Here is a 12,491-nt window from a genome sequence, read left to right on the forward strand (position 1 = left end):
ATGGAGTGCCCGGCATGACCATCAAGTTCCACAATCCCAAGTCCGTCTCCGTCGCCGGCAAATACAGCCTCGGCGTGGAGGTGCCGCCCGAAGCGCGCGTGCTCTACGTGTCGGGTCAGGTCGGCGTCGATTCGGCCGGAAAGCTGCAGGACGGCATCGAGGCGCAGAGCGACCAGGTCTGGAAGAATATCGGCGAGGTGCTCAAGGCCGGCGGTATGGATTTCCGCGATATCGTGAAACTAACCGTCTTTCTGACGGACAGCCGCTTCATCCCGGCGTTCCGCGAGGTGCGCGGCAAGTATGTCGGGCAGGAGCCGTATCCGGCGTCCACTCTGCTCGTGGTAGCGGGGCTGGCCGATCCCTCGATGCTGGTCGAGGTCGAGGTGATCGCCGCCAAGTAACTCAGGAAAATCTTGAGAGCGAACGCCGGGAGCGGCCTGGTCGGGGTCTTGCCCAACTGATGCGACCCGCTGGGGCCGCTCCCGCCGTGCCGTTCGTGGGTGCCGCTATGCCGTGGCCCGAACGATTGCACCGGCAATCCTTGCGGCACGTTGCTTGGGTGGAAGCATCTAAACCTCCCTGCTGCAGGCGATGCTTGATTCACGCACCGGCGGGTGCCGCTGTCAATGTAAACCGGCGAGAGCGGACTCGCACCGTGCCGGGGCTGGTGTCATTATCGGGCATCGAATGGTTCAAGCAGGCGAGCGTTGATTACCAGCACCAAGAAGCCCGTGGTCGGGGTGATCGGCAATTCCGGCGTCGTGAACGACCGGCACAATGTCCAGCTTGTGGGGCAGCGAAACATGCGGGCGGTCGCCGAAGTCGCCGGCGCCCTGCCGTTGATGTTCGCGGGCACGCCGGACATCACCGACATCGAAGCCCTGTTGGGCGCGGTCGACGGTATTCTCCTCACCGGCGCACGAGCCAATGTCCATCCGACGCGCTTTGGACTCGAGCCGCATCCCGCCCACGAACCGTATGACCAGGATCGCGACGCGATGGCGCTTGGGCTGATCGAGGCCTGCGTTGAGCGCGGCGTGCCGATCTTCGGCATCTGCCGCGGCTTCCAGGAAATGAACGTGGCATTCGGCGGTTCGCTGCATCCCGAGATTCGGGACATTCCGGGCCGCATGAACCATCGCATGCCGCGCCTCGAGAATGGCGAGGTCCACCCCGATCCCACGGTCGTGTTTGCCGACCGCCACGAGGTGAAGCTCGTGCCGGAGGGCTACTTCGCCGGTCTGCTTGGATGCGACTGCATTCGCGTCAACTCGCTGCACGGGCAGGGGATCCTCGATCCCGGCAAGCGCGTCGCGATCGAAGGTGTGGCGGAGGACGGCACGATCGAGGCAATCTGCATTGCCGACGCGCCCGGCTTCGCCGTCGGCGTCCAGTGGCACGCCGAATACGATCCGCAGACCAATCCGATCAACCGCAAGCTTTTCCAGGCGTTCGGCGCCGCACTCCGCGATCACGCGGACAACAAGTAGCGAGCCAGCCTGATCTTCCGATTTGTGGAATGCGTGAATGTGGGACTGCTCCTGGGACGTCGATGAAGCCCTGAAGGCAGCCGAACAGTTGCTCGCGACCAAGATCGGCCTCGGGACGGCAAACCCCGAGACCGTGCCGTCGGCGGGATAACCAACCTCAACGCCGTGCGGTCGCGAGAACCGCTGGATTGACGACATGGCTCGGCGTGCCGGCGGCGTAGTCGACAATCTGGTCGAAGATGTCGCTGAACTGCACCTCGTATTCGTCGCGCGAGACGTAACCGATATGCGGTGTTGCGATGACGTTCGGCATGTTGAGCAGCGGATGATCGGTGTCGAGCACCGGTTCCTTTTCGAACACATCGATGGCCGCCATGCCCGGGCGCCCGGCCTGGAGCGCGGCGACGAGCGCGCCCGGCTCGATCAGGGGCGCGCGGCTGGTGTTCACCAGGATCGCCGTTGGCTTCATCTCCGCGAGATCCGCCCGGGTGACGATGCCTCGGGTCGCATCCACCAGCCGCATGTGGAGCGAGAGCACGTCGCATTCCCGGAAGAAGGTCAGCTTGTCGGGTGCCACCTCGTGACCATCGCGCCGCGCATCTTCCCGCGTCTTCTCGCGAGACCAGACGAGCACGCGCATGCCGAAGGCGCGGCCGTAGCCCGCCACCGTCGCACCGATGCGGCCATAGCCGTAGATGCCCAGCGTCTTGCCGCGCAGCGTCGAGCCGACACCCATCTGCCAGCGGCCGGTCTTCAGCGCTTCGATCTGCTGCGGCAGCAGGCGCGACGCAGCGAGCGCCAGCGCCCAGGTCAGTTCCGCCGCGGCATAGGACGGCGTGCCGGCATGCTGGCTCGACGACACGACGATGCCGAGCCGCGTGCAGGCATCGATGTCGATATGGGGATAGACGCTGCGCTGGCTGATCAGTCTCAGCTTGGGCAGCCTCTCCAGCAGCGCCGCGCGGATCTGCGTGCGCTCGCGGAACAGGACCAGCACTTCCGTATCGGCCAGCCGTTCGGCCAGGCGATCGACGTCCTGCTCGTGGTCGTTCCAGATCGTGACCTCGTGACCCGCGAGCTTTGCGAAGCAGGGCAGGGTCCGCAGCGTGTCGAAGTAGTCGTCCAGGATCGTGATCTTCATGGCGCGATGCTGACTGCCGGGATGCGGCGTCGTCAAATACGCAGCGGATTGCCGAGGCATACTCTCCGTATATGGAGCGCGCAGGAGAAATGCGGATGAACACCCGCTTAAATCGCGGCACACTGACGCCGATATGACGGACACTCTCAAAGTCGGGTTGGCGCAGCTCAATCCCAGGGTCGGCGACGTCGCCGGCAATCTGGCGAAGGTACGGGCCGCGCGCGCCGAGGCTGCCAAACAGGGCGCCGACCTGGTGCTTTTCTCCGAAATGGTGCTGGCGGGTTACTTCCCCGAGGACCTCGTCCTGAAACCCGCCTTCCAGCAGGCCTGCCACGACGCCGTCGACGCGCTGCGCGCCGACACGCGCGACGGCGGCCCGGCGTTGTTCGTCACCACGCCGTGGCGGGAGGAGGGCAAGCTCTACAATGCCGTCGTCGCCCTCGACAAAGGCGAGATCATCGGCAAGCGCTACAAGGTCGACCTGCCGAACTACGGCGTCTTCGACGACAAGCGCGTCTTCTCGGCCGGACCGATGCCGGGTCCTCTCGTCTTCCGCGGCGTGCGGATCGGCGTGCCCATTTGCGAGGACGTGTGGACGCCCGACGTCGTCGAGTGCATCGCCGAAACCGGCGGAGAAATCCTGTTAGTGCCCAACGGCTCGCCCTACGAGGCTGGCAAGACCGACATCCGCGTGCAGCTCGGCGTGAAGCGCGTGGTCGAAAGCAGCCTGCCCTTTGTCTACCTCAACCAGGTGGGCGGGCAGGACGAGGTCGTCTATGACGGCGCGTCGTTCGTCCTAGGGGCCGACCGGTCGCTCAAGGCCAAGCTGGCGTCGTTCGCGGAGGAGGTCGCCACGGTCGAGTTCCGCCGGGGGGCGGGCGGCTGGGAGTGCCAGCCCGGCCCTGTTGCGCGCGAACTGGATCGGCTCGAATCGATCTACCAGGCGATGGTGCTGGGCCTGCGCGACTATGTGAACAAGACCGGCTTTCCTTCGGTGGTGATCGGTCTCTCGGGTGGCGTCGATTCGGCCATCACGGCGGCCGTGGCGGCCGACGCTCTGGGGCCCGAGCGCGTGCACGCGATCATGATGCCGTCGCCCTATACCAGCCGGGAGTCGCTCGAGGATGCCGAGGCCTGCGCCAAAGCGATCGGCATTCGCTACGACGTGGTCGACATCGGTCCGGCGATGGAAGCGTTTCGTGGCATGCTGACGCCGCTGTTCGGCAACCGCGCCGAGGACGTGACCGAGGAGAACATCCAGAGCCGCGCCCGCGGCGTCACCCTGATGGCGGTATCCAACAAGCTGGGCGGCATGGTGGTGACGACCGGCAACAAGTCGGAGATGGCGGTGGGCTATGCCACGCTTTACGGCGACATGTGCGGTGGCTTCAACGTGCTGAAGGATGTCTACAAGACGACGGTGTTCGAGCTCTGCTGCTGGCGCAATGCACACCTCCCGATCGGCACGCTCGGCCGGCCGGGCGCCGTGATCCCTTCGCGCATCATCGACAAGCCGCCCTCTGCCGAGTTGCGGCCCGACCAGCAGGATTCGGATTCGCTGCCGCCCTATCCGACGCTCGATGCCATCCTGAAAGGACTCATCGAACGCGATCTCGACACTGCCGCGCTGGCAAAGGAGGGTCACGATCCTGCGATCGTCGACCGGGTCTGGCGGCTCTTGGAAGGTGCCGAATACAAGCGCCGCCAGGCGCCGCCCGGCGTTAAAATCACCTCTCGCAACATCAGCCGCGAGCGGCGATATCCCATCGTGAACGGATTCAGGGGATAGAGGCAGGAGTGTCGACGTGAACGACGATCTCGGGCGGCTGGCGACCCGCGAATATGACGTGACATTGCTCGATGGCACGCAAGGCCGGATGGCCTTCGCCCTGTGCGACATCGCCGGGGACAACGCGCTTGCCCAGCATGCGAGGCGGCGGCAGGCGGTCGCTTTTGGACTGCTGAGTTTCGAGGACTTGCCGGCTGCGCCACGCAACACGCTGCTTTGGGTGCGCACGAAGGACGGTATGGAGATGACGACCGCCGATGGCGACGACCAGCCCGGCGGCGAGCTGCAGCGCGTGGTGGCGCGGCACTTCATCGTGTTCTTCGACGAGATCAAGGATTTGGCGCCTGAATTGGCTTTGCTGCCTTTTCACCTCAAGGACGGCGCCCAATGACAAGGCAAGGGGCGGGCATGCTGATCGTACAAATCTCCGACACGCACCTGAAGCGCGAGGGCGAGCTGCTCTTCGGCCGCCTCGACACGCAGGGCTATCTCGAGCGCGCCGTTGCCCATGTGAATGCGCTCGATCCGCGGCCGGATATCGCGCTGGTGACGGGCGATCTCGTCGACAGCGGCAAGCCCGAGGAATACGCGAACCTCAGGCGGGTGCTGTCGCCGCTGGCGATGCCGTTCTACCTGATCCCCGGCAATCACGATGCGCGTGACGCGCTGCGCCAGGCGTTTCCCGATCATGTCTATCTGCCGGACGACGGCTTCCTGCACTATGTCGTCGAGGACTTGCCGTTGCGGCTGATCGCGCTCGACACGCTCGTCGAAGGCAAGGGGCACGGCGCGCTATCCGACGGCCAGCTCGACTGGCTGGATGCGCGGCTGGCCGAAAGCGACCGGCCGACGCTTCTGTTCATGCATCATCCGCCATTCGACGTCGGCATCGCGCCGCTCGACGCAGCCCGTCTCCATGAGGGATCGGAGCGTCTGGCGGAAATCGTGCGCCGCCGCGGCAATGTCGAGCGCGTGCTGTGCGGCCACGTCCATCGCCCGATCCAGGTACGGTGGGCCGGGACCCTGGCGTCGATCGCGCCCAGCACCGCCCATCAGGCGTCGCTCGATCTTCGAGAAGGCGCCAAGCTCTCGATGACCATGGATCCGCCCGGCGTGGCGCTTCATCTGTGGCGGCCGCCCACGGGATTGATCAGCCATGTGAGCTATGTCGGCGACTACGAGGGGCCCCGTCCTTTCCGCTAGTTCCTTGATGTAGGGCGGCGACCCCGTAAGGTGGCCGGCATGAAGCTCTATTCCGGTCCTCTCAGCATGTTCGGCGCCAAGGCCGAGATCGCCCTCCGTGAGAAGGGTTTCCCCTTCGAACTCGAGATGGTGCCTTTCGAGATGAAGACGCTCTACGAGCCGAAGCACCCGGAGGTCGTGCGCATCAACCCCAAGCGCCAGGTCCCGGTGCTGATCGACGGTGACCTCGAGCTTTTCGATTCGACGCAGATTTTCGAGTATCTGGAATCGCTGAAGCGCGATCCCGGTCTATGGCCGTCGGAACCGAAGGCGCGGGCCCGGGCGCGGTTGCTGGAGCACAAGTCCGACGAGGTCTACTTCCCCCACATCGTCCGCCTGATGAGCGATCCCAGGGCACCCGGAGCGCACGATGCCACCTCGCGCTTCTACGCGGAGATGGAGCGGACCATCGGTGGACAGGAATGGCTGGCGGGCGCCTACAGCTATGCCGATATCGCGTTCTACATGGCGCAGCTCTTCGGCGAGCGGATGGGCGCACCGGTCGCCGCCGAGCTGACGCACCTGCACGCCTGGCGTGATCGCATGAGCGCGCGGCCGGCCGTGAAGCAGGTGGCCGGGGCGATGGGTCGCTACCTGCTGTCGATCGGACGGACACTCCCGTCCTTCATGAGCAAGCTGGGGCTTTGACGATGAGCAGAACCAGAATCCTGTTCCTGCCGGGCTCCGGCGGCTCGCCGCACTTCTGGAAGCCGGTCGCCACGGCCCTGCCGTCGGATTGGCCGAAGGAGCATTTCGGCTGGCCGGGCCTCGGCGCCCAGCCGCACGATCCCGCGGTGCGTGGCCTCGACGATCTGCAGAAAATGGTAACGGACCGCATGGATGGCCCGGTCGACCTGGTCGCGCAGTCGATGGGCGGTGTGCTGGCGGCGCGGATCGCGCTGGAGCACCCGGAACTGGTGCGCCGGCTGGTCCTCTGCGTCACGTCAGGCGGCGTCGACATGGCGGGACTGGGCGCTTCGGACTGGCGTGCCGACTATCGCAAGTCCTTTCCGAAGGCGGCCGCGTGGATAACCGATGTTCGTGCTTCGGCGGCGCTGCCTGTCGAAAAGATCGCGGCACCCACATTGCTGATTTGGGGCGATAAGGATGCGGTGAGCCCGGTCGCGGTCGGCGAACATCTCGCAGCGCGCCTGCCGAACGCGCGCCTGGAGGTCGTGGCGGGCGGCGATCACGACGTGGCCAGCACGCATGCCGACCGCGTCGCGCGCCTGATCGCGAGGCATTTGGGATAGTTAACCTCTTCCCCTTTGCGGACTCCGCAAGGGGAAGTGCCCTCGTCTTACGAGGGCGGTGGGGTCATGACCCCACCGTCCCATACGAGGCGACACCTCCCCATTTGAATAGGGAGGACGGCTTTACGGCTTCACTGTCTTCTTCAGGACCGACTGGTAGACCTGCAGAATCGCCGAACTGTCGTCGTTGCCGAGGCCCATGCGGCGGGCCATGCGCTGGAGGTTATGCGTGGCCGATCCCTGGGGCAGCGGCACGTCGAGCTCGTCGGCCAGTTCCATCGCGAGGTGCAGGTCCTTGTGCGCCAGGTTGAGCGCGAACGACGGCGGGGAGAACTTGTTCGAGAGGGCGCGCTCGGAAAAGGCCTTGAAGACCGAGGAGTTGCCGCTCGAGCTGGCGATCACCTGCACCAGCTTCTGCGGGTCGAGGCCGGCCGTGACGCCCAGCATCAGCCCTTCGGCGGCAGCGGCGGCGTTGCAGAAGGCCATCATGTTGTTCACCAGCTTGGCGACCGTGCCGGTGCCGAGCTCGCCCATGTGGATCACGTTGGCGCTGAACGACTGCAGCACGGGCAGGGCGTCGTCGAACACCTTCTTGTCGCCGCCGACCATGATGGCGATTGTCGCCGCTTCGGCGCCGACCGTGCCGCCGCTTACCGGCGCGTCGAGCATGGCGATGCCCTTGGCGGCCATGGCGGCGCCGATCCTCTTCACCATCGACGGCGCGTTGGTGCTGAGGTCGATGTAGGTCTGCCCCTTGCTGGCATTCGCCAGGATGCCGTTGTCGCCCAGGGTCACGGCCTCGACGTCCCGGGGCATGGGCAGGGACGTCATGACGATGTCGGCGCCCTGGGTCACGTCCGCGATGGACTTGCCGGCCGTCGCGCCGAGGTCCGTGCAGGTCTTCACCGCCGCGGGGTTCAGGTCGAATACCGTGACCGAGTGGTTGCTGCGCTTGATGAGGTTGCGGCACATGGGGCCACCCATGTTCCCGACACCGATATACCCGACCTTCATGCGTTCCTCCGGAAATCTGCAGTTGCCGGGACTATACGACAGAAACCCCGGTCCCTTGCTATAAGGACGGCACTACTGGGAGGAACGACGCCTCATGGCGCGAAACAAACTGCATCCAATTCCGCATCCGCCGCGCACGCCGCTGTTGGGCAACATGTTGACCGTCGACGGCGGGGCGCCGATCCAGGACCTGATGCGGATCGCCCGCGAGCAGGGGCCTATCTTCTGGCTCGACATGATGGGCACGCCGCTCGTCGTCGTGTCGGGCGCCGACCTGGTCGCCGAATTGTGCGACGAGAAGCGGTTCGACAAGGCGGTCCGCGGGTCGCTGCGCCGGGTGCGCATGCTGGGCGGCGACGCGTTGTTCACCGCCGAGACCCAGGAGCCGAACTGGCAGAAGGCGCACAACATTCTGCTGCCGACCTTCGCACACCGCATGATGCAGAACTATCACGAGGGCATGCTCGACATCGCCGACCAGCTCGTGACCAAGTGGGAGCGGCTGAACGCCGACGAGGAGATCGACGTGGTGCGGGACATGACCGCGCTCACCCTCGACACGATCGGCCTGTGCGGCTTCAACTACCGTTTCAACTCCTTCTATCGCAGCGATAACCATCCCTATGTCGAGTCGCTGGTGCGCGCGCTCGAAGCCGTCATGAAGATGCGCGGCCTGCCGCTCGAGGACATCACCCAGCGCAAGACGCGCAAGAAGCTCGAGGAAGATGTCGGCTTCATGAACGGCATCGCCGACCGCATCATCCGCGAGCGCCGGGAGGTGCCGGCCGACGACACCGCCAAGCCCGACCTGCTAGGCTTCATGCTGAGCGGGCTCGACAAGCAGACCGGCGAGCGGCTCGACGACGTCAACATCCGCTACCAGATGAACACCTTCCTGATCGCCGGTCACGAGACCACGAGCGGGATGCTGTCCTTCGCCGTCTACTTCCTGCTGAACAATCCGCACGTGCTGCAGAAGGCCTACGAGGAGGTCGATCGTGTTCTCGGGCGCGACGTGAACGCCAAGCCGACCGCGAGCCAGGTGAACCAGCTCGTCTATGTAGGCCAGATTCTGAAGGAGTCGCTGCGGCTGTGGCCGACCGCGCCAGCCTTCGGTCTCTATCCGTACGAGAACGAGACGATCGGCGGGAAATACAAGCTGCGCAAGCGCACCTTCGTCACCGTGCTGACCTCGATGCTGCATCGCGACAAGTCGGTCTGGGGACCGCAGGCGGAAGTCTTCAATCCCGACAACTTCGCGCCCGAGCGCGAAGCCAGGATGCCGAGCCATGCCTTCAAGCCGTTCGGCAACGGACAGCGCGCCTGCATCGGCCGGCAGTTCGCCATGACGGAGGCGACGCTGGTGCTGGGCATGATCCTGCAGCGTTTTCGGCTGGTCGATCACACGCGCTACCAGCTCAAGATCAAGGAATCCCTCACCATCAAGCCCGATGGGCTGATGATGCGGGTGCGGTTGCGCCCCGACATCGTGCGTGGCAGCGGCCGGGCAGCCATCACGACAACGCCGGCGCCGAAGAAGGCCAAGCGCAAGTCGGCTTCCAGCCACGGCACCAGGCTCGCCGTGCTGTTCGGCTCCAACATGGGAACCGCCGAGGAACTGGCGCGCTCGATTGCCGAGGATGCCGAGGCCGCGGGTTTCGCCACGACCCTGGCCGGCCTCGACGACGTGGCCGGCCGGCTGCCGACCGAAGGCGCCGTGGCCATCGTCTGTGCGTCCTACAACGGTGGGCCGCCCGACAATGCCGTGCAATTCCTCGCCAGCCTGAAGGGCGCCGCCCCGGGCGCACTGGAGGGGGTGCGTTACACCGTGTTCGGTTGCGGCAATCGCGACTGGGCTTCGACCTATCAGTCGATCCCGCGCCAGATCGACGAGCTGATGGCGGAGAAGGGGGCCGAGCGACTTCACGTGCGCGGCGAGGGCGACGCCCGCGACGATCTCGATGGGAACTTCCAGTCCTGGTACGAGCCGATGTTGCCGTCGGTGGCCGAAAAGCTCGGCGTCAAGTTCGAGGCCGAAAGTGGTGCGGCCCAGGAACCGCTCTATCAGGTGCAGCCGGTCGACAAGCCGCCGGTCAACCCGATCATCGGCGGCGGCGGTGCGCTGCCGATGCAGGTCCTGGCCAATCGCGAACTGCAGAATCCGGAGACGTCTGGCCGCAGCACGCGGCACATCGAGGTCCTGCTGCCTGACGGCGTGAGCTATCGCGCCGGCGATCATCTCAGCATCGTGCCTCAGAACGGCGCGGCGCTTATCGCGCGGGCGATGCGGCGCTTCGGCTTCGCGCCCGGCGCGCATGTCGAGCTGACGGCGGCCGAGGGACGGCGCGCGGCTCTGCCCACGGGCGAGGCGATCTCCGTCCATCGTCTGCTGGCCGACTATCTGGAGCTGCAGCTTCCCGCGACACGCAAGCAGATCCAGATGATGGCGCTGCACACGCGTTGCCCGTTCACGCGCCCCAGGCTCGAAGCATTGCTGGAGGAGGAAAACTTCCGGGCCGAGATTCTGGCCAAGCGCAAATCGGTACTCGACCTGCTGGAAGAGTTCCCGGCCTGCGAGCTGCCCTTCGCGGCATTCCTCGAAATGATGCCCCTGATGGTGCCGCGTTATTACTCGATCTCCTCGTCGCCGGTCGCCGACGGCGCGTGCTGCTCGGTGACGGTCGCGGTGGTCGAGGGACCGGCGCGGTCCGGTGCGGGTGTCTATCACGGCATCTGCTCGAACCATCTCGCGCGCCAGGCCGCGGGCTCCACGGTGCAGGCCTTCGTGAAGGAAACGAAGGTCGGCTTTCGGCTGCCGGTCGATCCGGCCGCGCCGATCGTCATGATCGGCCCCGGCACCGGCCTCGCGCCGTTCCGCGGCTTCCTGCGCGAGCGTGCTGCACTCAAGGCACAGAACCGGACGCTTGGGCCGGCGATGCTGTTCTTCGGCTGCCGTCATTCGGAGCAGGACTTCATCTATGCGGACGAGCTGAAGGAACAGGCCGATGCCGGCCTCGTTGACCTGCAGGTCGCCTTCTCGCGCCACGACGGAAAGAAAGCCTACGTGCAGGATCTCCTGAAAGCCCAGGCCGAAAAGGTGGCCGCTCTCATTGAGCAGGGCGCGATCGTCTATGTCTGTGGCGACGGTGGGCGCATGGAGCCCGACGTGAAGCGGGCGCTGATCGCGATGCATCGGGCGAAGACCGGCGCCGACGAAGCGGCGGGCGAGGCCTGGATGGCCAAGCTCGCGGCCGACAATCGCTACGTGTTGGACGTGTGGGCGAGCAGCTGACCCGGGACGCCGAGCGCGCCCGCTCGCTGCGGCGGGTCAAGCTCGTCGCGGCGCTGCTGCTGGTGGCGACGGCGGCCCTGTTCGTCGTGGCGCGGCACTTCGAGCCCGTCCATTGGGTCTGGGGCTATGTCGCGGCCTTTGCGGCGGCCGCGACGGTCGGCGGGCTGGCCGACTGGTACGCGATCGTGGCCCTGTTCCGCCGCCCGCTCGGCCTGCCGATACCGCACACCGCCATCGTGCCGCGCAATCATCACCGCATTGCCGAGAATCTCGGCGAGTTCATCGAGACGAACTTCCTGGCGCCGGAGCCGGTCGAGGCGCGCCTGCGTGAAGTCGACTTCGCGGCCCTCGTGGCGGATTGGCTGAGCGATCGCGAGCGGAGCGCCGCGCTGGCAGGGTTCATGTTGCGGATGGTGCCGCAGGCCCTCGCTGCCATCGACCAGTCCGGTCTCAAGGGCTTCCTGGGCCAGCGGGCAAAGGCCGAGCTGGAACGGATCGAACTGGCGCCGCTTGCCGCCGGCTTGTTGAGCGCCGTCACCGAGAAAGGACGCCACCAGCGCCTGCTCGACGAGCTGCTCGTGGCGCTGGAGAAGGTACTGGCCAACGAGGAGACACTGGCGGCGATGCGCGAGAAGATCCGCAACGAGCTGCCGGCGTTGTTCAATCTCTATCGCGCGGATGCCTACCTGTTGCGGAAGATCGTGGCCTCGACCACGGCCTTCATCAAGGACGCGCGCGCCGACACGAGCCATCCTCTGCGGCAGGAGTTCGATAGTTTCGTCGCGGGTTTCATTGCCAACTTGCGTACGTCGAAGGCTTTCGCGCGCCGCGCCGAGAACCTGAAGCACGACCTGCTGGCGCGGCCGGAGATCGCCACGATGGCCGAGGGCGCCTGGGACAGCGTGCGCTCCTTCCTTGAGCAGGATTCGCGCAACGCGGACAGCCAGGTACGCCGTCAACTCGAGGCCATGCTGGTCGACGTCGGCAGCCAGCTTGCGCGCGATCCGGCGATCCGCGCGGAGATCAATCGCGGCATGGTGCGGGTCCTTGCAGGTTTCGTGCAGAGCCAGAAGAGCGGTGTCGGTCGCTTCATCGCCGACCAGGTGAAGTCGTGGGACATCGACGTGCTGATCGGCCGCATCGAGCTGACGGTCGGGCGCGACCTGCAATATATCCGTTTCAATGGTGCAATGATCGGCGGCCTCGCCGGTTTGGCCTTGCACGCGCTGGAGCAGGGGTTGAAGCTGTACCTGTAACGCACAGGAGATCC

Annotated in this window: 11 protein-coding genes; 9 read left to right on the forward strand and 2 right to left on the reverse strand. The window is 65.8% G+C overall.

The window, feature by feature from the left end; all coding sequences use genetic code 11:
* Positions 1-14 precede the first annotated feature (14 nt).
* Entirely contained in the window at positions 15-401 is a 387-nt protein-coding gene (locus KQ910_RS20905) for a RidA family protein (protein WP_216964885.1), read from the forward strand.
* A gap of 309 nt (positions 402-710) precedes the next feature.
* A complete protein-coding gene (locus KQ910_RS20910; protein ID WP_369408431.1) occupies positions 711-1,490 on the forward strand; it encodes a gamma-glutamyl-gamma-aminobutyrate hydrolase family protein in 780 nt (259 codons plus the stop codon).
* A 157-nt stretch (positions 1,491-1,647) separates the two neighbouring features.
* Here the strand turns inward: KQ910_RS20910 and KQ910_RS20915 are convergent, their stop codons facing one another.
* Positions 1,648-2,631, reverse strand: a complete 984-nt coding sequence (locus KQ910_RS20915; protein WP_216964887.1) for a D-2-hydroxyacid dehydrogenase family protein — start codon at positions 2,629-2,631, stop codon at positions 1,648-1,650.
* Positions 2,632-2,764: 133 nt separating this feature from the next.
* Here KQ910_RS20915 and KQ910_RS20920 point away from each other — a divergent pair, with 133 nt between their 5' ends.
* The 5 genes from KQ910_RS20920 to KQ910_RS20940 are packed head-to-tail and all read left to right on the forward strand — an operon-like array spanning position 2,765 to position 6,915.
* Entirely contained in the window at positions 2,765-4,420 is a 1,656-nt protein-coding gene (locus tag KQ910_RS20920) for an NAD+ synthase (RefSeq protein ID WP_216964889.1), read from the forward strand.
* Positions 4,421-4,436: 16 nt separating this feature from the next.
* Positions 4,437-4,811, forward strand: coding sequence for a hypothetical protein (locus KQ910_RS20925; RefSeq protein ID WP_216964891.1), 375 nt, complete (start codon positions 4,437-4,439; stop codon positions 4,809-4,811).
* A gap of 17 nt (positions 4,812-4,828) precedes the next feature.
* Positions 4,829-5,623, forward strand: coding sequence for a phosphodiesterase (locus KQ910_RS20930; protein ID WP_216964893.1), 795 nt, complete (start codon positions 4,829-4,831; stop codon positions 5,621-5,623).
* Between the two features lie 39 nt (positions 5,624-5,662).
* Positions 5,663-6,310: a glutathione S-transferase family protein gene (locus tag KQ910_RS20935; RefSeq protein WP_216964895.1), complete on the forward strand. Its 648-nt coding sequence runs from the start codon at positions 5,663-5,665 to the stop codon at positions 6,308-6,310.
* A 2-nt stretch (positions 6,311-6,312) separates the two neighbouring features.
* On the forward strand, positions 6,313-6,915 hold the full coding sequence (locus tag KQ910_RS20940; RefSeq protein ID WP_216964896.1) for an alpha/beta fold hydrolase: 603 nt from the start codon (positions 6,313-6,315) through the stop codon (positions 6,913-6,915).
* 123 nt (positions 6,916-7,038) lie between these two features.
* Here KQ910_RS20940 and KQ910_RS20945 read toward each other — a convergent pair whose 3' ends face one another.
* Positions 7,039-7,929 carry an NAD(P)-dependent oxidoreductase gene (locus KQ910_RS20945; RefSeq protein ID WP_216964898.1) on the reverse strand — a complete coding sequence of 297 codons (891 nt, stop codon included), beginning with the start codon at positions 7,927-7,929 and terminating at the stop codon, positions 7,039-7,041.
* A gap of 94 nt (positions 7,930-8,023) precedes the next feature.
* On the opposite strand from KQ910_RS20945, the gene KQ910_RS20950 reads away from it, so the two are divergent.
* Entirely contained in the window at positions 8,024-11,221 is a 3,198-nt protein-coding gene (locus KQ910_RS20950) for a bifunctional cytochrome P450/NADPH--P450 reductase (protein WP_216964900.1), read from the forward strand.
* On the forward strand, positions 11,206-12,477 hold the full coding sequence (locus KQ910_RS20955; RefSeq protein WP_216964902.1) for a DUF445 domain-containing protein: 1,272 nt from the start codon (positions 11,206-11,208) through the stop codon (positions 12,475-12,477). Before KQ910_RS20950 ends, KQ910_RS20955 begins: the two co-directional genes overlap by 16 nt.
* Positions 12,478-12,491: the final 14 nt, after the last annotated feature.

Origin of the sequence: Reyranella humidisoli (genome assembly GCF_019039055.1) — a bacterium.
In the GTDB taxonomy this organism is placed as follows: domain Bacteria; phylum Pseudomonadota; class Alphaproteobacteria; order Reyranellales; family Reyranellaceae; genus Reyranella; species Reyranella humidisoli.

Excerpts from the sequence above, each read along its gene's own strand:
- KQ910_RS20905 (WP_216964885.1), top strand. The coding sequence starts at position 15 with ATGACCATCAAGTTCCACAATCCCAAGTCCGTCTCCGTCGCCGGCAAA.
- KQ910_RS20915 (WP_216964887.1), bottom strand. The coding sequence starts at position 2,631 with ATGAAGATCACGATCCTGGACGACTACTTCGACACGCTGCGGACCCTG.
- KQ910_RS20920 (WP_216964889.1), top strand. The coding sequence starts at position 2,765 with ATGACGGACACTCTCAAAGTCGGGTTGGCGCAGCTCAATCCCAGGGTC.
- KQ910_RS20930 (WP_216964893.1), top strand. The coding sequence starts at position 4,829 with ATGCTGATCGTACAAATCTCCGACACGCACCTGAAGCGCGAGGGCGAG.
- KQ910_RS20935 (WP_216964895.1), top strand. The coding sequence starts at position 5,663 with ATGAAGCTCTATTCCGGTCCTCTCAGCATGTTCGGCGCCAAGGCCGAG.
- KQ910_RS20940 (WP_216964896.1), top strand. The coding sequence starts at position 6,313 with ATGAGCAGAACCAGAATCCTGTTCCTGCCGGGCTCCGGCGGCTCGCCG.
- KQ910_RS20945 (WP_216964898.1), bottom strand. The coding sequence starts at position 7,929 with ATGAAGGTCGGGTATATCGGTGTCGGGAACATGGGTGGCCCCATGTGC.
- KQ910_RS20950 (WP_216964900.1), top strand. The coding sequence starts at position 8,024 with ATGGCGCGAAACAAACTGCATCCAATTCCGCATCCGCCGCGCACGCCG.